Source organism: Streptomyces scopuliridis RB72, from assembly GCF_000718095.1.
GTDB classification, from domain to species: domain Bacteria; phylum Actinomycetota; class Actinomycetes; order Streptomycetales; family Streptomycetaceae; genus Streptomyces; species Streptomyces scopuliridis.
In genome coordinates, this window is record NZ_JOEI01000036.1 from 143,171 (window position 1) to 165,407 (window position 22,237).

The following is a 22,237-nucleotide window of genomic DNA, read 5'->3' on the forward strand; positions in this document are numbered from 1 at the left end:
CCGGGATCGGACCGCCGCACACACCGCCCCTTCGGCCAATTTCCGTTCGGCCCCTGGTCCTCATGGCTTCACCCGGAAGACCGGTGCCGTACCGCTACGAACCGCACGGGCGTTCCCGGCGCGGCCTGCGCCGCCGCCGGGAGGTCGCGCTCCGCCACGACCGCGACCACCGGATAGCCCCCGGTCGTCGGATGGTCGGCGAGGAACACCAGCGGCCGGCCGTCGGGCGGCACCTGCACGGCCCCCGTCACCATGCCCTCGCTGGGCAGTTCGGCGGAGACGGCACGCTCCAGGGGCGGGCCCTCCGTACGCAGCCCGATGCGGTTGCTCGCCGCCGACACCCGGTAGACGCGCGTGGCCAGCGTGCGCAGGGCCGCGCTCGTGAACCAGTCGTCGCGCGGCCCGAGCCGTATCCGCAGCACCAGTTCGGCGGGCGGCGCCTGCGTGGGCACCCCGTCGACCGGCGCCGCGCGCCCCGTCGCCGGGCCCAGCGGCAGGACCGTACCCTCGCGCAGCGGCGCCGGCCCGAGGCCCGACAGCAGATCCGTCGACCGGCTGCCGAGGACCGGCTCCACCGCCACCCCGCCGCCGAACGCCACATAGCTCCGGACCCCGGAGACGACCCTCCCCACCTCAAGCAGCGCGCCCGCCGGCACCCGCACGGGAGCGCCCCAGGGAGCGGGGCGGCCGTCGACCAGGACCGGGCACGGCGCCCCGGCGACCGCCGCGGTCACCGCGCGGCGCGGCCGAACCGCACAGCCGTCGAGCGTCGTCTCCAGCGCCGCGGCGCCCTCCGGATTGCCCACCAGCCGGTTGACCAGCCGCAGCGCCGGCGGATCGAGGGCCCCGGAGCGCGGCACCCCCAGATGCGCGTGCCCGTACCGGCCGAGGTCCTGCACGGTGGTCAGCGCCCCGGACCGTACGACGGCCAGGGCCTGTCCGGCGGATCTTTGCGGATCAGGCCGCGGCAGTCCGGTGCCGGGGGTACCCCCGTGCGGTTCAGGCCACGGGGGAGCATCGCAAGGCGGAGGATCGGCGTTGTGGATGGCCCGGCCGTACTCGGACGACTCCGACAACGCGGCGAGGTGCGGTGCCAGGCGTTGCGGGCCCGTGAAGATCCGCCGGACAGGCCCTGGCGCCCGGTCCGTCATCGGCCGGCCGCCGTCGCCACGAAGCGCACCCGCGTCCCGGGCGCGAGCAGCGCCGCAGGCACCCGCGCCGGGTCCCACAGGACGGTGTCCGTCGTCCCGATCAGCTGCCAGCCGCCGGGTGAGGAGCGCGGATACACCCCGGTGTACGGGCCTGCGAGCGCGACCGAACCCGGGGGGACGGCGGTACGGGGCGTGGGCCTGCGGGGCACGGCGTACCGCGCGGGCAGCCCGGTGAGATAGCCGAAGCCGGGCGCGAACCCGCAGAAGGCCACCCGGAATTCGGCCGCGGAGTGGATCCGTGCCACCTCCTCGGCCGGCACGCCCCACAGCGCGGCGACCTCCGCCAGATCAGGACCGTCGTAACGGACCGGCAGTTCCACCGTGTCCGGCACGCGCGCGTCCGGCGCCTCGGCCCGCCAGCCGTCCAGCCCCGCGGCGAAGCTCGCCGCATCGTCCAGGCCGTCGAGCAGTACGGTGCGGGCCGCGGGGACGATCTCCCGCACCGGCGGCAGGACGCCCGCGGCGCGGCGGCGCAGCAACTCGGCGTGGAACGCGGCCGTCTCCTCGCCGTCGGCCAGTTCGACGAGGAGCGCCCGGTCGCCGACCGGCAGCGCCCTCATACGAACGACTCCACCCGGACACCGGCGGCCTCCAGTCGGCGGCGCACCCGGCGGGCGAGATCCACGGCGCCCGGGGTGTCGCCGTGCAGACAGAGCGAACGGGCGCGGACGCCGACGGACCGTCCGTACAGAGAGGTCACCACGCCGAACCGGGCCATGGACACGGACCGTTCCACCACCGCGGAGGCGTCCGTGATCACGGCGCCGTCCTGCCCGCGCGGCACCAGCGTGCCCTCCGAGGTGTAGGCCCGGTCGGCGAACGCCTCGGTGACGACGGGCAGTCCGGCCTTCTCCGCCACGTCATGGAGCAGCGAGCCCGGCAGACCGAGCAGCGGCAGCCGCTCGCCGGTCAGCATCACGCCCTCCACGACGGCCTCCGCCTGCTCCGCGTCATGGACCACCCGGTTGTAGAGGGCGCCGTGCGGTTTGACATAGGCGACCCGGGCGCCCGCCGCCTTCGCGAACACCTCCAGCGCGCCGATCTGGTACGCGACCTCGGCGGCCAGCTCGTCCGCGGGCACCTCCATCGAGCGGCGGCCGAAGCCGGCCAGATCGCGGTACGAGACCTGGGCGCCGATCCGGACCCCGCGCTCGACGGCCCAGCCGCAGACCCGCCGCATGGTGGCCGCGTCCCCGGCGTGGAAGCCGCAGGCCACATTGGCGCTGGTGACGACGGAGAGCAGCTCCTCGTCCTCGGTCAGCCGCCAGTGGCCGAAGCCCTCGCCGAGATCGGCGTTGAGATCGATGGACGCCCAGGTCATGGAGTCACCTTCCGACCGGTTCGGGTACGAGCAGTTCGCGGCCGCGGGTCTCGGGCAGCCCGATCAACGCGAGTACCGCGAGACCGTAACCGACCGCGCCGAAGACCAGGGCGCCCCCCACCCCCCAGCTGGTCGCCAGGAAGCCGACAAGCGTGGGGAAGAGCGCGCCCACGGCCCGCCCGGTGTTGTACGTGAAGCCCTGGCCGGTACCGCGTACGGCCGTCGGATACAGCTCGCTGAGGAACGAGCCGAAGCCGCTGAAGATGGCCGACATGCAGAAGCCGAGCGGGAATCCGAGGACGAGCAGCAGACCGTCCGCGCCCGCCGGGATATTGATGTAGGCCAGGATGGCGACGGCGGACAGGATGGCGAAGATCGCGATGTTCTTCTTCCTGCCCAGCCGGTCGGTGAGATACCCGCCGGTCAGATAGCCGGTGAAGGCGCCGGTGATCAGGAAGGTCAGATAGCCGCCCGTGCCGACCACCGTGAGGCCGCGCTCCGTCTTGAGATAGGTCGGCACCCACGTGGCGAGCGTGTAGTAACCGCCCTGCACGCCGGTGGACATGAGCGTCGCGAAGAACGTCGTACGCAGCAGATCCTCGCGGAAGATCGCGGTGAACGAGCCCTTCTCCGCGCTCTCGCGACGCTGCGCGGCGGCCTCGGGCGCGTCATGGACGTTCCGTCGTACGTAGACGATCAGCAGGGCGGGCAGCGCGCCCGTCCAGAACATCACGCGCCACGCGGTGTCCGCGTCCAGGAACTGGAAGACCAGCGTGTAGACGATGACCGCGAGCGCCCAGCCGGCCGCCCAGGCGCTCTGGACGGCGCCGAGCGTACGGCCGCGGTGCTTGCCGGAGGCGTACTCCGCGACGAGGATCGCGCCGACCGCCCACTCGCCGCCGAAGCCGAGCCCTTGGAGGGCGCGGAAGACCAGCAGCGTCTCGTAGTTGGGCGCGAATCCGCAGAGCACGGTGAAGACCGCGTAGGTGATGACGGTGATCATCAGGGCCCTGACCCGGCCGATGCGGTCGGCGAGCACCCCGGCGACCGCCCCGCCGATGGCCGAGACGACGAGGGTGACGGTGGTGAGCAGCCCCGTCTGGCCGCTGTCGAGGCTGAAGTACGCGGCGATCGCCACCATGGACAGCGGCAGCGTGAAGAAGTCGTACGAGTCCAGGCCGTAGCCGCCGAACGCGCCGGCGAAGGCCCGGCGCCCCTGCGGCCCCAGGGCCCGCAGCCAGGCGAACGCGCCGGTGTCGTCGGGAAGTCCGTCCTTGCTCAGGCGTGCTTGCGTCGTGCTCATCTGCACCTCGCAGGAAAGGGAGTGTGCTGGGACCGTGAGCTGAGAAGACCGTAGGGGATTGTTCAACGATCCGACAAGACTCTTGTTGTTTCGTTCTTGCTTCTACGATGAGTCCATACGCGAACGGAGACGGAAGAGGGCGCTGTGGCGACGAGCGGGACCGAACTCGGCGAGCTGGCGGACGACCGCCCCCTGCTGGGCCGTACCAGCACGGCGGAACGGGTGGCGGACATCCTGCGCACCCGCATCGCGGAGGGGTACTTCCAGCCCGGCGAACGGCTCTCGGAGGAGTCCATCGGCAAGGCGCTGGTCGTCTCCCGCAACACGCTGCGCGAGGCGTTCCGGCTGCTCACGCACGAGCGGCTGCTCGTCCATGAGCTCAACCGCGGGGTCTTCGTGCGAGTGCTCGCGGTCGAGGACGTCGAGGACATCTACCGCACGCGCCGGCTGATCGAATGCGCGGTCGTACGCGGCCTCGGCAAGCCCCCGTTCACGCTCGACGGCCTGGAGAAGGCGGTCTCCAACGGCCGGCGGGCGGCCCGCGAAGGGCGCTGGAAGGGCGTCTCGACGGCGAATATCCACTTCCACCGCGAACTGGTCGCGCTGGCGGGCAGCGTACGCACCGACGAACTGATGAGCGCCGTACTGGCCGAACTACGGCTCGCCTTCCACGTGGTGGACGACCCGCGCCTGCTGCACGAGCCGTACCTCGTACGGAACCGGCAGATCCTGGAGTCCCTCGCATCCGGGGACAGGGAAGGCACGGAACGGATGCTCGCCACGTATCTGGACGACTCGCGCGAGCAGCTCGTGGAGGTGTACGCGAGGCTCGTCGCCGAGGACGGGACGGAGTGAGGCGGGGGCCGCTTCCGCACCGTTTCGCCCGTTGTCAGTGCGAGGACATAATCTGTGCAGCGTGACTTCGCCTGCCTCGACGGACTTCGCTCCGCCCCAGCTCAGCGCGGGGCCGCGGCCCGCGATGGGCCCGGCCGCCGACGAAGGGCTCGCGCGGCGGCTGCGCGCGCTCGCCTGCACCGCTCCGCTGCACGACCTGGACACCCGCAAGGCCAATCTCGCGGGTGAGTACTCCGTCTACGCGATGGCGGAGGTCGCGCTCTCGGCCATCGATCTGGTCACGCTGAACATGGACTTCGACACCGGCGCCGACCATGAGCAGATCGTGTCCCGACTGCTGCCACGCGTCGCCGCGCAGGCGCCCCGGCGCCCGGTCGCGGAGCATGAGCGCGTCGCCCGCTGGGTGCTGGAGAATCTGATCAACGTCGGCAGCGTGGACCGCGGATTCCGCGCGGTGTACGGCACGTTCGGCACCGACGGCGTCTACACCCGCAGGGACTACGACTTCAAACTCATCGAAGAGGTCCCCGGGCACGGCGGCAGCGTCTTCCTGCGGACCACCGACGAAGCGGTCAACGTCCTGGTCGGCGCGCTCGACACGGACGTCACCAGCGCGCAGATCGCCGCCGAGGTCAAGCTCGAAGTGCTGATCAGCCGCGGCAGACTGGCCGACGCCCAACTCGCCGCCGAACAGGCCAGATACCGCACCGTGCAGTACGCGGAGACGCTCCGCAGGACGCTGGAGGCGACCCGCCGCAACGTACGGGCGGTCGACTGGCTCAACGCCGTGCCGGACCTGATCGACGAAGCCCTCGACCATGTCGCCGACCGGTACCGCCACGAGAACGCGATCCTGACCAACATCCGCAAGGCCCGCGACGAGGCCGAGACCGGCGCGGACCCCAAGACCGCCGAGCACAAGCGTCGCGCGGCCGAACTGGTCGACATCGTCAAGGACTGCATCCGCCGGCATACCCAGCTCCAGTCCCGGCTGCTGGAGGCGGGCCCGCTCTTCCGCGCGGAACAGGACCGCCAGGCCTTCGCCCGCCCCACCGCCCGCACGGGCCTCGACCTGTACGGCCAGCTGCTCGCCCCGCTGCTGCCCCTGACCGTCGAGCGCGCCACACGCGTGACGGACGCGTTCTTCGCCCGCGGCACCGGCCTGCGCACGCCCGTCTCCGTCCGCGTCGGCGACCTGATCGACCTGCTGCTGACACCACCGGTCGAGCGGGAACACCTGGGCGCGGAGATGCCGGAACCGGACCTGATCGCGACCCCGGACGACAGCCGCTTCAGCGAAGAGCAACTGGCGAGCGCGAAGGAACTGCTCGACCTGGAACACGACGCCCCGCGCCGCCTCTCGGGCCTGCTGGCGGAGGCGCGCCGGCGCGATCCCGAACTGCCGTATCTGGTCGCCCTCCTGGCCATCCACGCGGCGAGCCCGCCGGTGGGCACGGCGTACCGGCAGGGAGAGGAGAGCCTGCTGTTCGCGGTCGACGACGGCACGCGGTTGGACGACCCGGAGTTCGGCGGGGCGGACCTGATCGTAGGCACGGTCCGCTTGGGCGTGCGCGTCGGGGACGCGGTGCGGGTCGAGGGCGCGTGAGTTGTGACTGGGGCCGGTCTTCGTCTGCGGGTTGTCACCGGGTGGCGCGGTGCGCGCCTTGCGGGGGGTCGTGGTCCTGGGTGCGTTTCGGCTGGGGCCGGTGGTCGGGTGCGGGTTGTTGCCGGGGTGCGCTCCGGGGCTCGCGCCCGGGACGGCATGCTGTGCTTTCCGGGGGACACCCCCGGACCCCCGTACGGCGCGACTCTGCCCATAGTCAGGATGCGGGCGTTCGTGCGCCACACATCACGCTTCAGTGTCCCGGACACGACCCCTGCGCGCCCCCCTTCGCCGCCCGCACAAGCGACGGGGCCGTGCGCGAGGCGACCGCACCATCCCGCACTGGCCCACTCGCCCCTGCCGAGGCGGCGAATGGCCGGGCCCACCGGCCCGCACTTACCCCCAACCCCCGGCCGGGCGGAGGCCGGGACTGACCGCCGGGGGGAGGGGGTCGGGGTCGGAGGAGGTGCGTGTCCGGACGTAAAGCGTCGCAGCTCGCGCGAAGCGCGGTGAGGAAAGCAGTCCGGACACCGCACCCCCCCCGGCCCCCGGCACCAGCCACAACAACCGCAACCGCAACCGCAACCGCAACCGCAACCGCACCGCCCCGCACAAGGAGACCCCGTGACCGACCACCACGCCGAGCACCCCGCCGCGTGGACCGAGACCGCCGACGCCAACGCGGCCGAGACCGCGACCGCACCCGCGACCGCCGGCTCCGCCGGCCACGCCGGCCACGTGACACCCGCAGACGCCGCCGACGCCGCCCGCCTCGTCTCCTTCGGCCTTCAGCCCAAGCTGCTCCCCGCCCGCGACGCCGAGTACACCGAACTCCTCCGCCGCTACCGCGAAGACCCCGCCTTCGCCCGCGTCGCCGACGCCATCGCCACCGGCTTCGGCCTCGTCGTCCTGGAGGTCTCCCCCCGCGCCGGCATGGCCGTGACCGCCGGCGAGGACTCGGTCTTCGCGGTCCGGATGGGCGACTACGCCCGCCGCGCCGCCACCGACTCCGCCGACCGCTTCCTGCACGGCCTCGCCCATCTCGCCGTCGCGGCCATGGCGTTCCCCCGCCCCGCCGACCTCGCCGACGACGGATACATCGGCCGGATCACGGTCAACGGCGTCGACGCCTTCGTACGGCAGGCGTGTCGCCGGCTGGAGGAGCGCGCCGGGGAGGAGGGGGAGAACACCGACCCGTCGACCGGCGAGCCGGGCCTGGAAGCCGCGTGGCGGATCTACGCACGGCGCAGTGCCACGGGCGCGACCAAGGACGCCCGCAGGCTGGCCGGTTCCACCACCGGCATCGTCGGCAAGGCCGTCGCGTTCCTCACCGACTCCGGTTTTCTCCAGCGCACCGGCGACGACGCCGGCGGCGCCTACCGCACCACCGCCCGCTACCAGCTCCAGGTCCGCGACATGGCGGGCCACGCGGCCATGGCCGAGCTGCTGGAGCTGGGCGTCGTCCCCGTCACCGACGGCTCCGCCACCCTGCTGCCACCGCCCGAGGGCGACGATCTGGAGCTGGCCGCCGACGCCGGTCTGCCGTTCCACGCCTGATCCCGCCCGACCCCCCCACCACGACGAGAGTCCCGCCATGTACGAGCTGTCCCGGGTCCGCCTCTACTCCATCGGCCCTGCCGGTGCGCGCTACGCCGACACCGTGCTCGATCTGCGCGGAGTGGGCGCGCCTGTGCCCCACCCCGCCCCTGCCCAGGCGGAGTTCTTCGAGGAGGAGCCGGTCGGCCCGCCGCGCCGTCCCGCCCCCGCGGGCGTGCTCTTCCTGGAGAACGGCGGCGGCAAGTCCGTACTGCTCAAGCTGATCTTCTCGGTGATGCTGCCGGGACACCGCAATACGCTCGGCGGCGCCAGCTCCGGCGTGCTGCGGAAGTTCCTCCTCGCGGACGACTGCGGCCATGTCGCGCTGGAATGGCAGCACACGCTCACCGGTGAACTCGTGGTGGTCGGCAAGGCCAGTGAGTGGCGCGGCCGTCAGGTGTCCAACGATCCGCGGAAGTTCGCCGAGGGCTGGTACTCCTTCCGGCCGGGCCCCGGGCTCAGTCTCGACTCCCTGCCCGTCGCCGAGTCCACCGCCGTACGGCCTCCCGTGGAGGGCGCCTCGGGCGCCCGCGGGAGGCGGCGCACGATGAAGGGCTTCCGGGACGCCCTCACCGAGGCGGGCAAGTTCTATCCCCATCTGGACGTCCACTGGGAGGAGATCCACGACCGCTGGAACGAGCACCTCGGCGATCTGGGCCTCGACCCCGAACTCTTCCGCTACCAGCGCGAGATGAACGCCGACGAGGGCGAGGCGGCGGGCCTCTTCGCGGTGAAGAAGGACTCCGACTTCACCGATCTGCTGCTGCGGGCCGTCACCGACACGCGGGACACGGACGGGCTCGCGGATCTCGTCGGGGGCTTCGGCAACAAGCTGGGCCGACGTGCCGAGCTCACCGCGGAGCGCGACTTCACGGCCGGGTCCGTCGATCTGCTCGGCCGGATCGTCGAGGCCGCCGACACCCGCGCCCGCGCCCGTGACATCCACGCGGGCGCCGAGCGCCGGGCCCGTACCCTCGTACGCCGGCTCACGGCCCGCGCGGCGGAGGAGCGGGAGCGGGCCGCCGATCTCGCCCAGCAGGTGACCGCCGCCGCCCATACGGTGACCTCCGCCGAGCAGGCGCGCGGCCGCAGTGCGCTGATCGCCGCCGAACTGGCCTACCGGCACGCCTCGCTCGCCCTCACCGTCGCCGAGAAGCGCGCCGCCGCCCAGCGCCGCGAGCTGACCGACGCTCGTACGCTGCACTCCGCCTGGCAGGCCGCCGAGGCCGTGCTGCGCCACCGCGCCGCCGCCGACCGCTCCGCGCGCGTGGCCGTCGCCATCCGGGAGGCCGAGCGCGACGCCGCGCCCGCGCTGGCCGCGCGGGCCACCGCCGCGGCCGATCTCGTACGCGCGCTGCACGCCGCCGCCGAGGACGGCGAGCGGCTGGCGAACGAGGAGGAGGAGCGTTCCGCCGCGCTCCAGGAGACGGGCGAGGCCGCTCACCGCGACGCGACCTCCGCCGCCACCGAGGCACAGCGCGCCCGCAGTGAGGCCGGGCATCTGCGCCAGCGTCTCGCGGAGGTCGGGCAGGAGACGGCCGAGGCGGTACGCGCGGGCTGGCTCGACGACACGGCGCCCGACGCGGATCCGGCCCGCGCCGCGCTGGCCGCGAGCGACGCGGAGAAGTCCGCCGTCGCCGGCTGGGACACCGCGCGCGAGGCCGCGCGCACGGCCGCCGACCGGGCCAGGGAGGCGGCCTCCGCGGAGTCCCGCGCAGAACTGGCCGCCGCCCGCGCCGCCGACGCCGCGCAGGCCGCGGAGCACGCGTACGACGCGGAGCGCCGCGCGGCGGAGTCGATCGCCCAGGACGAGCGGCTGGCCGGACTGCTCAGCCTGCCCGCGACGGCCGCCGCCCTGGCCTCGGTCCCCGCCCCGCGCGACGGCACCGGCGACCGGGAGCCGGATGCCCCGGTCAGGCACACCTCCCGGCATCCCGACGGGCCGCTGAGCCCCGAGGACCTCGACCGGTACGCCGACGAACTGCGCGAACTGCTCGACCAGGGCATCACCTCCGCCGAGCGGCAGCTCTTCGATCTGCGCACCGCCGCGGCCGACGACTCGCGTATCCTCGGCGCGCTCGGCGACGGCGGGCTGCTGCCGCCGGGGCCCGATGTCCTCGCCACCGTCGAGTACCTCGGCGAGCACGGCATCCCCGCCCTCCCCGGCTGGCGCTATCTGGCCCAGGCCGTCGACCCGGGCGACCACGCCGCGGTGCTGGCCGCCAGGCCGGAGCTCGTCGACGGCGTCGTGATCACCGACCCCGCCTCGCACGCCCGCGCCCGCGAGGCACTCGCGGGCGCCGCCCTGCTGCCGCGCTCGGCCGTCGCCGTGGGCACCGCCGCCGCGCTGCTGGCCCCCGTACCGGGCCCTGGCTCCGAAGGACCGGCCGACAGCGGGGTGTTCCTCGTACCGCCGAACCCGGCCATGCACGACGAACACGCCGCCGACGAGGAACGCCAAGCGCTGCGCAGCCGTGCGGCGGCCCGTGACGAGGAGATCCGGGTGCTCGCGGCCCGGCTCACCGGCGACCGCTCGCTCGCCGCCCGGCTCGGCTCCTGGCGTGCGGACTGCCCGCCCGGCATGCTCCTGGAGCTGGCGGCCGCCGCCGGGACCGCCAGGGAATCGGCCGAGACGGCCGCCGCGACCCTCGCCGAGGCCCGGACGGCCCGCGCCGAGGCGGACGAGGCCGCCGCGGACACCGCGCGGGTACGTGACGAACGCCAGGACGCGGCCCAGCGCGCCCGCCGCGCCGCCGACGCGCTGGCCGGTCTCGCGTTCCGGCTCCGCGAGCGGTCGGGATGGCAGGCGAAGCTGCGCGAACTGGCCGACGACGCCGCCGAGTCCGAGGCGCGCGCGACCGTATGCCTGGAGCGGGCGCGCGCCGCCGACGAGGACCGCAGGGCCGCCCAGCGCGCCGCCGACGACGCCCGCCGTACCGCCCGCGCCCTGCGCGCCGAACGCGCCGAGATCGCCGGCGCCCCGGAGACCGTCCCCGAGCCGGAAGCGGACGCCCCGCGCGCCGCGCTGCCCGCTCTGCGCGAGGCCTACCGTGCCGCCTCCCAGCTCTACGAGAAGGTGGGCGTCGGCGCCGATCTGCGCGCCGAGCAGGCGCGCGCGGAGAGCGATGAGAGCGCCGCCCTCGCCGAGCTGGACCGGCTCACCAACAAGGTCCGCACCCGCGCCGCCCAGCTCCTCGAATCCACCGACGGCGCCGACGGCCCGTCCCGGCAGGCCGCCGCCGCCCGCGCCGAGTCGCTCGTCCAGATGCTGGAGTCGCGCGCCTCCACCGCGAGCGAGCAACTGGGCCGGTTCCGCGGCGAGGCCGAGCGGCTCGCCCCCGAGGACGGCGACACGCACACCGAACTGCCCGCGGAGCTGGTCCCGGCCGACGCCGAGCAGGCGCAGACCCTGCTGCGTACCGCCACCACCGAACTGGCCGTACGGACCGACGCGCTGGAGACCGCGCGGGCCGCCCACGGCGAGTTGCTGTACGCGCACCGCGCCGCCGAGGACGGCGCGGGCGGCTTCGACGAGACGGCCGCCCTCCTGCGCGATCTGCTGCGCGGCGCGGCGGCCGACGACCACGACCCGAAGCGCGGCGACGAGGAGACCCAGGCGCCGGAGCCGTACCCGGGCACGCTGGAGGAGGCGCGGCACTCCACGGCCGAGGCCCGCCGTTCACTGCGCGCCTGCGCGGGCGACCTCTCCGCGGCGGAAGCCGGCGTACGGGAAGCCTGCGACGTGCTCGTACGGCATGCCAACGCCACCCGCTACGAGCAGGTCCGCACCCCCGCCCGTCAGCAGATCCGCGAACTGCCCGCGTCCGCGCTGCCCGAGCACGCCGCCGCGTGGGCCCAGGCGTTCGCGCCCCGGCTGCGCGTACTGACGGACGAGCTCGCCCAGTTGGAGCGCAACCGCGACTCGATCGTGGACCGGCTGCGCGGGTTGGTGGACTCCGCGCTCACGACGCTCCGTTTGGCCCAGCGGCTCTCCCGGCTGCCCGAGGGCCTGGGGGAGTGGTCCGGCCAGGAGTTCCTGCGGATCCGCTTCGAGGAGCCGGACCGCACGACGCTCACCGAGCGGCTCGGCGAGGTCGTCGACGAGGCGACCCGCGCGGCCCTGAAGAAGAACTCCGATCTGCGCAGGGACGGAATGTCCCTGCTGCTGCGTGGAGTTCAGGCGGCGCTCCAGCCCCGAGGTGTCGCTGTCGAGATCCTCAAGCCCGACGCCGTACTGCGCGCCGAGCGGGTTCCGGTCGGACAGATGGGCGATGTCTTCTCGGGCGGCCAGCTGCTCACCGCCGCGATCGCGCTCTACTGCACGATGGCGGCGCTGCGCAGCAATGACCGGGGCCGCGACAAGCACCGGCACGCGGGCACGCTCTTCCTCGACAATCCGATCGGCCGCGCCAACGCCACCTATCTGCTGGAGCTCCAGCGCGCCGTCTCCGATGCCCTGGGGGTGCAGCTCCTCTACACCACGGGCCTCTTCGACACGACCGCGCTCGCGGAATTCCCGCTGGTCATCCGGTTGCGCAATGACGCCGATCTGCGCGCGGGGCTGAAGTACATCAGCGTGGAGGAGCATCTGCGCCCCGGCCTGCCGCAGCAGGACCCGGACGGCGAGACCGTGCACGGCGAGATCACCGCGACGCGGATGTTCAAACGGACGCCGGAGCCCGTAGCGGAGTAGCGGCACCGGCCTCCTGAGCACCGGCCCCCGCGGGGCCGGCCTCCTGAGGACCCGCCTCCGGAGCGCCGGCCCCTCCCTCGGGCCGGGCCCCGCGTCGTATCCGGGCTCCTCCCTGGTCCGCACCCCGCGCGGCGGCACGCGCCGCGCGCCTGGCCCTGCGCCGCTCCCGGCGCAACTGGCGCGCGGTGCTGCTCGGTACGGACACCACGCCGTTGCGCTGGTTCCACACCTGGCGCGTCACCCATACGTCCAGCACACCCCAGGTCGCCACCACCGTGGAGGCCACACTGCTCAGCACCATCGGAAACGCCAGCCACGAACCGGCGAGCGTACTGAGAAACGCAATCATGGCCTGAATCAGTGTGACCGCGGCGATGATCACCGCGCGTACAGCGGCCGTTCTGACCGCGTCCGGCATGCGATACCGCTTCGCTGGCTCCTCGACCCAGAGCCCACGGGACACCTCCGTGAACCCCTCCGCCGACGCCGCGCCACGCCGCTCATCCGTCTCCATGGACCGTCACTCCCCACCCATGTCCGTCTCAAGGGTGACTGCCCGGCTCGCTCCGCTTCACGCCGGCCATGGAACCGAATGTGATACGCGAAACCGCCCGCAGTGCTCCCAACTAACCCCTGATCCCCGCACACAAGGACGAATGGACGCCCCGGAAGATTCCCGGGACGATCGCCGAACATTAAGTTTCAGCCATCTGTTCCGGCCGGATATCTACCGTCCCGTCTGCTCTTCGCCGTGCGCGTCAAGGAAGCCAACTCGCCGAATACCAGGACAACTCATGATCAAGGCATCAAGGGGCGGCCGAAAATCATCCGGATGTGTCTTCGAGTTGCCGGTGCGACAGTAGTAGGCTCGCGCCGTTTGTTGACGGAGAATCTCCCGCAACCGGGCGGGGGATCGAGCTGGGGGAGGCCATGCGCTTTCGCGGGAAATCCATCCGCCGGAAGATCGTGGCGCTGCTGCTCGTGCCGCTCGTCGCACTGACCGTCCTCTGGGGACTCGCCACGACGCTCGCCGGCAGCCAGGCCAAGCAGCTCATCGATGTCAGACATGTCATCAAAACCGTCGGCAACCCTGTCGAGGAATCGGTCGGCGTCCTCCAGAGCGAACGACGACAGACCCTCATCTTTCTGGCCGACCCCACGGCCGCGGACTCACTGACCGAACTCCGCGCCCGGCGTGGCGACACCGACCGCGCCCTGGCCACGGTCAGAAAAGCCGAATCAGCGGCGCGCGACCGGATGGACGACATCTCGACCGAGCGGCTCGACCGGCTCGTCGGCTCCCTCGAAGGCCTCGGGCTGATGCGCCGCTCGGTGGACGAGAGCACCGTCACCCGTGAGAAGGCGCTCGCCTTCTACAACGGACTCGTCGACCCCAGCCACAACTTCCTGGCCTCCCTGTACGGACACGAGGACGTCGACGGCGACAACTGGGGCCGGGCGCTGATCGGGTTCGACCGCGCGCGGGAGATGCTCTCCCGCGAAGACGCGCTCGTCGCCTCCGCGCTGATCGCGCGCCGAGTGACCCCCGAGGACGTCCGCGCCACCTCCGACCTCGTCGCCAACCGCACGCTGCTCTACGACACCAACCTCGCCGACCTGCCGCTCTCGGACCGCGCGACGCTCGAACAGTACTGGCGCACCCCCGCCACACTCGCCCTGCGCGAGGCGGAGAACCGTCTCATCGCGGCGGGCGCCACCGAGACCCCGAAGACGCTCGACGCCGCGGGCTGGCAGCAGATGACCGCCTCGGTCCTGGAGGACCTGACCCGCGAGAGCGACGAGGCCACCGAGCTGTACCGGGGCCATATCGACCCCGTACGCAACGACATCTTCGTACGGGTCGGCTTCGCCGCCGCGCTCGGCCTCGTCGCCCTCCTCGTCTCCATCATCGTGTCCGTACGCGTCGGCCGTGATCTGATCCGCGACCTGTCGCGGCTCCGCAAGGAGGCCCACGAGGTCTCCGGCGTACGCCTGCCCAGCGTCATGCGCCGGCTCGCCGCGGGCGAACCGGTCGACGTGGAGACCGAGGCGCCGCGGCTCGACTACGAGAGGGACGAGGTCGGCCAGGTCGGCCAGGCCCTCAACACGCTCCAGCGCGCCGCCGTCGAGGCCGCCGTCAAACAGGCCGACCTCCGGCGCGGGGTCTCCGAGGTGTTCGTCAACCTCGCCCGCCGCAACCAGGTCCTGCTCCACCGTCAGCTCACGCTCCTGGACACCATGGAGCGCCGTACGGAGGACACCGAGGAGCTCGCCGACCTCTTCCGGCTCGACCACCTCACCACCCGTATGCGACGGCACGCCGAGGGTCTGGTGATCCTCTCCGGAGCCGCCCCGTCCCGGCAGTGGCGCAAGCCGGTCCAGCTCATGGACGTGGTGCGCGCGGCGGTCGCCGAGGTCGAGGACTACGAGCGCATCGAGGTCCGCAGGCTGCCGCGCATCGGCGTCGGCGGGCCCGCGGTCGCCGACCTCACCCACCTCATCGCCGAACTCCTGGAGAACGCCACGGTGTTCTCGCCCCCGCACACCGCGGTACAGGTGCACGGCGAGCGGGTCGCCAACGGATTCACCCTGGAGATCCACGACCGCGGTCTCGGGATGGCCCCGGAAGTGCTGCTCGACGCGAATCTGCGGCTCGCGGAGACCCCCGAGTTCGAGCTGTCCGACACCGACCGCCTCGGGCTGTTCGTGGTCAGCCGGCTCGCCCAGCGCCAGAACGTACGCGTCTCGCTCCAGCCCTCCCCGTACGGCGGGACCACCGCGATCGTGTTCCTGCCGGTCGCGCTGCTCACCGACGCGCCCGAGACCGAGGGCACCGGCTTCCGGCTCGACCGCAAGACCACCACGGAGCGCGGCCGCCATCGTGCCGACGGCGGTGGCGGCGGCCGGCGCACCGCGCTCGCGCAGGTCCCCGCGGGACTGGGCAGCGAGCCGTCCGTGCTCGACGGCCCGGTCGAACTCGAACCTCCGGTACGCGCTCTCGAAAGGGAGAGCGGGCCGTTGCTCGGCGGAGGTGACGGCATCACCGATATCGAGGACACGGAGAGCGAGCGCGGCGGACTGTTCCGCGCGCGGGAACATCTCCGCGACTCCGGCCTTGACGTTCCGTACGCCGGCGATGACGGACGCGACCCGTACGGCGGCCGGGACACCGGCGACGCCGCCGACGGGCTGCTGAGCCGTGATGACGTACGCGGTTCACGGGACGACGCCCGGGACTTCCGCGACCGGCGCGACGGCCGCCCCGTCCAGCCGCCGCGCGGCCGGCACGGACAGCCGCAGCGCCCGGTGGACGCCACCGCGTCCGACCGCCCGGCCGGACTGCCCCGCCGTAAGCCCCCGACCCTGGTCGTGGACCGCGGCCGGCGCGTGGACGAGGTGGGCCGCGCCGCGACGGAGCCGGAGCGGGCGGCCGGCGGAACGGGCCGCACCTGGTCCGGCGTTCCGGCCCAGCCCTCACGCTCCTCGGCACCGGGCGGACCGGCGTCCGACGCGGCCCCGCCCATGATCGACGGACTGCCCCGCCGTATCCGGCAGGCCAGTCTGGCCCCTCAGCTGAAGGACACCGCTCCGGACCGTGGCACCGACCTCACGCCCGCCACGGGCCAGGACACCGAGCGGGACGCGGACGAAGTACGCAGCCGCATGGCTTCGCTCCAGCGGGGCTGGCAGCGCGGTCGTCGGCAGAACGATGCCGAGGACCCCACCGGCCCCGGCGAGATACAAGGAACCACATCGGAGGGGGACGGTCGATGACCGCACCGAACGCCGCAGCACGCCACACCATGGACCCCAACGTCGTCGGAGAGCTCAACTGGCTCCTCGACGAGCTCGTGGACCGGGTCGCCAGCATCCGGAAAGCGGTGGTGCTCTCCGGTGACGGGCTCGCCACCGGGACGTCCAAGGACCTCACGCGTGAGGACGGCGAGCACCTCGCGGCCGTCGCCTCCGGATTCCACAGCCTCGCCAAGGGAGTGGGCCGGCACTTCGAGGCGGGCAAGGTCCGGCAGACCGTCGTGGAGCTGGACGACGCGTTCCTCTTCGTCACCGCGGCGGGCGACGGCAGCTGTCTGGCCGTCCTGTCCGACGCGGACTCCGACGTCGGACAGGTCGCCTACGAGATGACGCTCATGGTCAAGCGGGTCGGCGTCCACCTGGGTACGGCCCCACGGACCGGCCTGCCCGCCGGAGGGTGAGCGGGCTGCGATGAGCGAAGCGGATCAGGATCAGCAGCACTGGTTCGACGGCGAAGCCGGACCGGTAGTACGCCCGTATGCGATGACGCGTGGCCGCACCAGCAGCGCGACGCGCCACCGGCTCGACCTGATCGCGCTCGTCGTCTGCGAACCCGCGGCCGGTGACCCCGGCCGGGACCAGACGCTCTCCCCCGAGCACGTGGAGATCGTCGAACGCTGCTTCACCAGCCCCCAGTCGATCGCCGAGCTGGCCGCGGGCCTCGACCTCCCCGTCGGGGTGGTCAGGGTCCTCGTCGGCGATCTGGTGGAGGACGAAATCGTGCACGTAACCCGTCCCGTTCCGCCGGCCGAACTGCCGGACGTGAGCATTCTCCGCGAGGTGATCAATGGTCTTCGGGCGCTCTAGCCGCAGGCAGCGTCCGGCCGATCCGGTGACGCTGAAGATCCTGGTCGCCGGGGGCTTCGGGGTGGGCAAGACCACTCTCGTGGGCGCGGTCAGCGAGATCAGACCGCTCCGTACCGAAGAGGTGCTGAGCGAGGCCGGTCAGCCTGTCGACGACGTCGACGGGGTCGAGGGCAAGACGACCACCACGGTCGCCATGGACTTCGGCCGGATCACGCTCCGCGAGGACCTGGTGCTGTATGTCTTCGGCACCCCGGGGCAGGACCGCTTCTGGTTCCTCTGGGACGAGCTGGCCCAGGGAGCCCTGGGCGCGGTCGTGCTGGCCGACACCCGCCGCCTCGCGGACTCCTTCGCCGCCGTCGACTACTTCGAACGGCGCGGCATCCCGTTCACCGTCGCCGTCAACTGCTTCGAGGGCGCGGACCGCTTCCCGGGCGAGACCGTACGGTCGGCGCTCGACCTCGACCCCGAGGTCCCGCTGGTGATGTGTGACGCGCGCGAACGTGAGTCCGTCAAGGAAGTGCTGGTGGCGGTCGTCGAGCACGCGATGACCCTGGCGGCGCGGCAGCGCGAGCACGCGGCCACGACCTGAGCCCGGCACCGTCTACCAGGTCCTGTCCGGCCGGGCCCGTACGGACCGCCCCGGCGCGTCAGGGGCGGTTCGCGGCCAGCCACTTGGCGGCGGTCTCCGCCAGCTCCCGGTCCCGGCCCGCCAGCATCATCCGGATCATCTGCACATCCCCGCGCAGCGACCAGGCCGGATGGCCGAAAGTAGCGGGATTGTTCTTCTCGATGAGGAAGTGGGCGGGCCAGGCCGCCCCGTATCCGATGAGCGGCAGGGCCGCCGCGTACCGCTTCCGTCCGCGCGCCAGCCCGTAGGCACTGACCGCGAGGCCGGTGAGCGTGCCGGTGAGATGGAGCCAGCGCGTCGCCGCCTTGGAGTGCATGGCGACGTAGTAGGGCCAGAACTCCTCGTACGAATCGAACGTCCGCGGCTCGGCCGGCTGTCGCTCGTTCGTCTGCCGCTCACTCGTCCGGTGCTCATATGTTCGCTGCGCCATACGGGCACCGTAATGGCTTTCCTGTGAACCGGATACGGGTTCCGCGCGTCCCACCGGGAGACGGCCGGCCGGAGCCCACGGGGGTGGCCCCGGCCGGCCTCTCGCTCCCTCAGTTCCCCATGACCGAACGCCACGCCACCGGGAAGTCGAAGTAGCTGTCCGGGAAGGTCTCCGGCTTGTGCGTGAAGTGCCACCACTCCTCGGGCAGATTGGTGAAGCCCACGCCGGCCAGCGTCGACTTCAGAAGCTGCCGGTTCGCGCGCTGCTCGCCCTGGACGCGTGGATCATCGGTGTGCGCGAGTGTGTCGAAACAGTCGAAGCCGGTGCCCATGTCGACGGAGTTGTCGGGGAACCGCTCGGCCTTCGGCCCGTAGCAGGGAGCGAGCTTCTCACCCGGCCGGTACGGCCGCGTCGGCAGGGCCGGCAGCTTGACGAGCGTCAGATCGACGGTGCTGCCCCTGCTGTGCCCGGACTTCTCCGCGATGTAACCGTCCGCGAACAGCCGCGACTTGTCGACGCGCGGATAGAACTCCGGCTTCATACGCTCGTCCTGGAGATCCTCGGCCCACCGTACGAAGTGGTCGACGGCCCGCTGCGGCCGGTAGCAGTCGTACACCTTCAGCGAGTACCCCTGCCGCAGCAGTTTCCGCTGGGCCGTGCGCAGCGCCTCGGCGGTGGGGCGGGTGACGAGACAGACCGGCTGCCGGTAGCCGTCCACGGGCTCGCCCACGAAGTTGTGCGGCGTGAGGTAGCGCATCTCCTGGATGATCGTCGGCGCGACCGTGCGCAGGGCCACGAACTCCTTCGGCGCCACCGGTTCGGCCGTGGCCCGCGCCGCGGGCGCGGTGGCGGCGACGGTCAGCAGAGCGGCGGCGGAAGCGGTCAGGACGCGGAGTGCGGATATCAGACGTGTCATGGGCACCTTCGTCTATCAGCTCCGGGGACCGCGGGGAAGAGCGATCGGATACAGTCCGCGCGTGTCCGAGTCCCAGAAGAAGCCCGCGGGGGCGCATTCGCACTGCGGCAGCTGCGGCACGCCGTACCCGCCCGGAGCCGGCTGGCCCCGTACGTGCGCGGCCTGCGGTGCCACGGCCTATCTCAACCCGCTGCCCGTCGCCGTCGCGCTGCTCCCGGTGACCGACGAGAAGGGCACCGCGCTCGTCGTCATCACCCGCGCCATCGAGCCCGCGTACGGCGCTCTCGCCCTGCCCGGCGGTTTCATCGACCGCACCGAGGACTGGCGGCACGCCGTCGTACGGGAGCTGAGGGAGGAGACCAGCATCGAGGCGCCGGCGCACGACGTACGGCTCGCCGACGCGCTCAGCTCCCCGGACGGCCATCTGCTGCTCTTCGGGCTGCTCCCGGCGCGCCCGGCGGACCGGCTGCCGCCCTCGGCCCCGACCGAGGAGACCGCGGGATGGCAGCTGCTGCGCGGCCCGGCCGAGCTGGCGTTCCCGCTGCACACGGTCGCCGTACGGGCCTGGTTCGCGGGCCGCTACGGAACGGAAGGGGCGGGGGCGCGCCGCTGAACGCGGGGCGCCAGGACGGACTTACCCCCGCGCCCCGTACCGGCGCCGCCTCAACGCCCCCGCACCGGCCGGCCGCTCAGCGACCCCGCACCCGCACCGGCCACTCCGGCTCCACCGCGCCCTCGTCCGTCACCCGCTCCACCCGGACCTCGCCGTTCATCAGCCGCGAGGTGTAGCGCTCCACCTCCGCCTCCCGCGGCCCGTCGCCCGGGTCCCGTACCACCAGACCGCCCCCCGCGCGCCCGGCGGCGGGCGCCCACGCCTCCAGTTCGGGCCGGCCGTCCTCGCCCCGTACCGGAATCACCGCGCCCGCCCGTGCCAGGACGGGGATACGTGACCGGGGCGCGTCCAGCAGCACCTGGCCGGGGCCCTCGTACGCCTTCTCCGTGGCCGTGTCGTACCACCGGCCGCGCGGCAGCCGCACCGCCCGCCGGTCCGTACCGCGCTCCAGCACGGGCGCCACCAGCAGCGCGTCACCGAGCAGGAACTCGTCCTCGCAGTCGCGCAGCGCCCGGTCCTCCGGCGCGCCCCACCACACGGGACGTACGTACGGCGCCCCGGTCAGCCGGGCCAGCTGAGCCAGCGTCATGAAGTACGGCCGCAGCCGCTCCCGCCCGCTCAGCGCGGCCCGCGCGTGTTCGAGCACCTCGGGGCCGAACTCCCACGGCTCCCTGCGCCCCGCGTCGATCGCCGCATGGGTACGGAACAGCGGCAGATACGCCCCCAGCTGGAACCAGCGCAGAAACAGCTCGGGCGTCGGACTCCCGTCGAACCCGCCCACGTCCGGACCCGAGTACGGCACACCGCACAGTCCGAGCCCCAGCACCAGCGAGAGCGAGGCCCGCAGCCCCGGCCAGCCGGTCGACACATCGCCGGACCAGGTGCCGCCGTACCGCTGCATCCCGGCCCAGCCGGAGCGCGAGAAGAGGAAGGGCCTCTCGTCCGGCCGTAGTCGCCGCAGCCCCTCATAACCGGCCCGCGCCATGGTGAGCCCATACACGTTGTGGGCCTCGCGATGGTCGCCGCCCCTGCCCTCCAGCTGATGCCTGGCCGAGCGCGGCAGGGTCGTGTCCCCGAACGGAGCGAAGGAGACCGGCTCGTTCATGTCGTGCCACACCCCGGCGAACCCCTGCGCCAGCCGCTCCTCGTAGAGCCCGCCCCACCAGTCGCGCACCGCCGGATCCGTGAAGTCCGGATACACGCACTCGCCGGGCCAGACGACACCGAGCACCTCGCGCCCCCGCCCGTCCCGTACGAACGCGCCGGCCGGACCGACCGCGCGCCCGCTCTCGTACACCGCGTTCCCGCGCTCCGCCTTCACCGCCGGGTCGACGATCGAGACCAGCCGGATCCCGTCCGCGCGCAACTCCTCGGCGAGCCCCGGCAGATCGGGGAAGCGCTCACGGTCCACGGTGAAGACCTGATGCGCGTCGTAGTGATCGATGTCGAGATGGAGCGCGGACAGCGGCAGCCCACGCTCCCGGTACCCCGCGACGACCCGTCGCACCTCACGCGCGCTGCCGAACCCCCAGCGCGCGTGCTGCGGCCCCAGCGCCCAGGACGGCGGCGGTACGGGCGCCCCGCTCAGCGCCGTCCAGCTGTGCAGCACCCGCGCGGGCGTACCGGTCACCACCCAGCAGCGCAGCGGTCCGCCGTCCATCCGCAGCTCGCTCGTGCCCGGCCGGTCGTGCCCCGAGCCCGCGCCCTCCTCGCCCTCCCGGAGCGTGACCCGGCCGTCCCAGGAGTTGTCGTGGAACGCCAGATGCGTCCCGGCATCGGCCACCACCAGCTGCACGGGCATCGTCACGTACAGCGGATCGTCGCCGGGGCCGAAACCGCCGCCCGGATCGGTGTTCCACAGCCGGTACGTGCCGTCCCGCAGCCGGGGCCCCGAACCGCGCCCGCCCAGACCGAAGAAGCGCGCGTCGGCGGACACCTCGGTCCGCTGCACCCACCGCGCGGGCCCGCCCGCGACCGGCTCCCACCAGCGCGGCGGCAGCTCCCGGCGCAGCACGACACCACCCGGCGTACGGACCTCCACCCCGCCGTTGCGCGAGACCGCGACCGTCACCCGCTCCGACACGACCCGCCAGCCGCCGTCCTTGTCGGGTTCGAGCCCGGCCCGCGGATCGGGCTCCGGCGGTACGTCGGCGAGCGCGTACGAGGGCAGCGGCTCCGCGCCGTCCCATCCCCAGAAGACGGCGCCGCCCACCATGACGCACACATGCAGCTCCGCGCGCGCGAACCGTACGGTGCCACCGCCGGGCAGCGGCTCGGCGCCCGTGACCGGCCCCGGCACCCGGGCCCGCTCGGGACCGCGCGGCGCCAGCTCCCTGGCATCCGTCCGCCGTTGGCGCCAGGCAGACCGCACCGCGCGCAGCCCCCGCACCGAACCGACCACTTTCATCGAACGCACCAGTTCACGACCGTCCATGCTGCTCAGCCTGC

The 22,237-nt window shown here is 73.1% G+C and carries 17 protein-coding genes; 9 read left to right on the forward strand and 8 right to left on the reverse strand.

The features are described from left to right. Nucleotides 1-68 precede the first annotated feature (68 nt). The 4 genes from IF11_RS0133505 to IF11_RS0133520 all read right to left on the reverse strand — a co-directional run bounded on the left by IF11_RS0133505 (nt 69) and on the right by IF11_RS0133520 (nt 3,835). Nucleotides 69-971 carry a 5-oxoprolinase subunit C family protein gene (locus IF11_RS0133505; protein WP_051746429.1) on the reverse strand — a complete coding sequence of 301 codons (903 nt, stop codon included), beginning with the start codon at nt 969-971 and terminating at the stop codon, nt 69-71. Nucleotides 972-1,147: 176 nt separating this feature from the next. Then, complete coding sequence (locus tag IF11_RS0133510; protein WP_030355570.1) at nt 1,148-1,771, reverse strand: 5-oxoprolinase subunit B family protein; 624 nt, start codon at nt 1,769-1,771, stop codon at nt 1,148-1,150. Then, nucleotides 1,768-2,532 carry a LamB/YcsF family protein gene (locus IF11_RS0133515; RefSeq protein WP_030355571.1) on the reverse strand — a complete coding sequence of 255 codons (765 nt, stop codon included), beginning with the start codon at nt 2,530-2,532 and terminating at the stop codon, nt 1,768-1,770. The genes IF11_RS0133510 and IF11_RS0133515 overlap by 4 nt, the downstream gene beginning before the upstream one ends. A 4-nt stretch (nt 2,533-2,536) precedes the next feature. Continuing rightward, nucleotides 2,537-3,835 (reverse strand): MFS transporter, encoded by a 1,299-nt coding sequence (locus IF11_RS0133520; protein WP_030355572.1) that lies wholly within the window; start codon nt 3,833-3,835, stop codon nt 2,537-2,539. Nucleotides 3,836-3,979: 144 nt separating this feature from the next. On the opposite strand from IF11_RS0133520, the gene IF11_RS0133525 reads away from it, so the two are divergent. The 4 genes from IF11_RS0133525 (at nt 3,980) to IF11_RS0133540 (ending at nt 12,582) form a co-directional block, all read left to right on the forward strand. Continuing rightward, entirely contained in the window at nt 3,980-4,690 is a 711-nt protein-coding gene (locus IF11_RS0133525; protein WP_030355573.1) for a GntR family transcriptional regulator, read from the forward strand. A 61-nt stretch (nt 4,691-4,751) separates the two neighbouring features. After that, nucleotides 4,752-6,296 carry a hypothetical protein gene (locus tag IF11_RS0133530; RefSeq protein ID WP_051746424.1) on the forward strand — a complete coding sequence of 515 codons (1,545 nt, stop codon included), beginning with the start codon at nt 4,752-4,754 and terminating at the stop codon, nt 6,294-6,296. 621 nt (nt 6,297-6,917) lie between these two features. Continuing rightward, nucleotides 6,918-7,850: a hypothetical protein gene (locus tag IF11_RS0133535; RefSeq protein ID WP_030355575.1), complete on the forward strand. Its 933-nt coding sequence runs from the start codon at nt 6,918-6,920 to the stop codon at nt 7,848-7,850. Between the two features lie 37 nt (nt 7,851-7,887). After that, on the forward strand, nt 7,888-12,582 hold the full coding sequence (locus IF11_RS0133540; RefSeq protein ID WP_037729201.1) for a hypothetical protein: 4,695 nt from the start codon (nt 7,888-7,890) through the stop codon (nt 12,580-12,582). Here the strand turns inward: IF11_RS0133540 and IF11_RS42505 are convergent. Next, nucleotides 12,551-13,096, reverse strand: a complete 546-nt coding sequence (locus IF11_RS42505) for a hypothetical protein (RefSeq protein WP_240627583.1) — start codon at nt 13,094-13,096, stop codon at nt 12,551-12,553. The two genes, IF11_RS0133540 and IF11_RS42505, sit on opposite strands and share 32 nt — an antisense overlap. A 416-nt stretch (nt 13,097-13,512) precedes the next feature. Between IF11_RS42505 and IF11_RS0133550 the strand changes: the two genes are divergently transcribed. Genes IF11_RS0133550 through IF11_RS0133565 form a run of 4 tightly spaced genes read left to right on the forward strand, consistent with a single transcriptional unit; the run spans nt 13,513 to nt 17,791 of the window. After that, nucleotides 13,513-16,356 (forward strand): nitrate- and nitrite sensing domain-containing protein, encoded by a 2,844-nt coding sequence (locus IF11_RS0133550; RefSeq protein ID WP_030355578.1) that lies wholly within the window; start codon nt 13,513-13,515, stop codon nt 16,354-16,356. Then, complete coding sequence (locus IF11_RS0133555; RefSeq protein ID WP_030355579.1) at nt 16,353-16,796, forward strand: roadblock/LC7 domain-containing protein; 444 nt, start codon at nt 16,353-16,355, stop codon at nt 16,794-16,796. The genes IF11_RS0133550 and IF11_RS0133555 overlap by 4 nt, the downstream gene beginning before the upstream one ends. Before the next feature lie 10 nt (nt 16,797-16,806). After that, a complete protein-coding gene (locus IF11_RS0133560) occupies nt 16,807-17,202 on the forward strand; it encodes a DUF742 domain-containing protein (RefSeq protein WP_030355580.1) in 396 nt (131 codons plus the stop codon). After that, nucleotides 17,183-17,791: a GTP-binding protein gene (locus IF11_RS0133565; protein ID WP_030355581.1), complete on the forward strand. Its 609-nt coding sequence runs from the start codon at nt 17,183-17,185 to the stop codon at nt 17,789-17,791. The genes IF11_RS0133560 and IF11_RS0133565 overlap by 20 nt, the downstream gene beginning before the upstream one ends. 58 nt (nt 17,792-17,849) lie before the next feature. Here the strand turns inward: IF11_RS0133565 and IF11_RS0133570 are convergent, their stop codons facing one another. Beyond that, nucleotides 17,850-18,260, reverse strand: a complete 411-nt coding sequence (locus IF11_RS0133570; protein ID WP_037729204.1) for an Mpo1-like protein — start codon at nt 18,258-18,260, stop codon at nt 17,850-17,852. 109 nt (nt 18,261-18,369) lie between these two features. Continuing rightward, complete coding sequence (locus IF11_RS0133575; RefSeq protein ID WP_030355583.1) at nt 18,370-19,176, reverse strand: M15 family metallopeptidase; 807 nt, start codon at nt 19,174-19,176, stop codon at nt 18,370-18,372. A gap of 61 nt (nt 19,177-19,237) precedes the next feature. Between IF11_RS0133575 and IF11_RS0133580 the strand changes: the two genes are divergently transcribed. Further along, nucleotides 19,238-19,789, forward strand: a complete 552-nt coding sequence (locus IF11_RS0133580; protein ID WP_030355584.1) for an NUDIX domain-containing protein — start codon at nt 19,238-19,240, stop codon at nt 19,787-19,789. A gap of 76 nt (nt 19,790-19,865) precedes the next feature. Here IF11_RS0133580 and IF11_RS0133585 read toward each other — a convergent pair whose 3' ends face one another. Then, entirely contained in the window at nt 19,866-22,223 is a 2,358-nt protein-coding gene (locus IF11_RS0133585) for a glycoside hydrolase family 31 protein (protein WP_030355585.1), read from the reverse strand. Nucleotides 22,224-22,237: the final 14 nt, after the last annotated feature.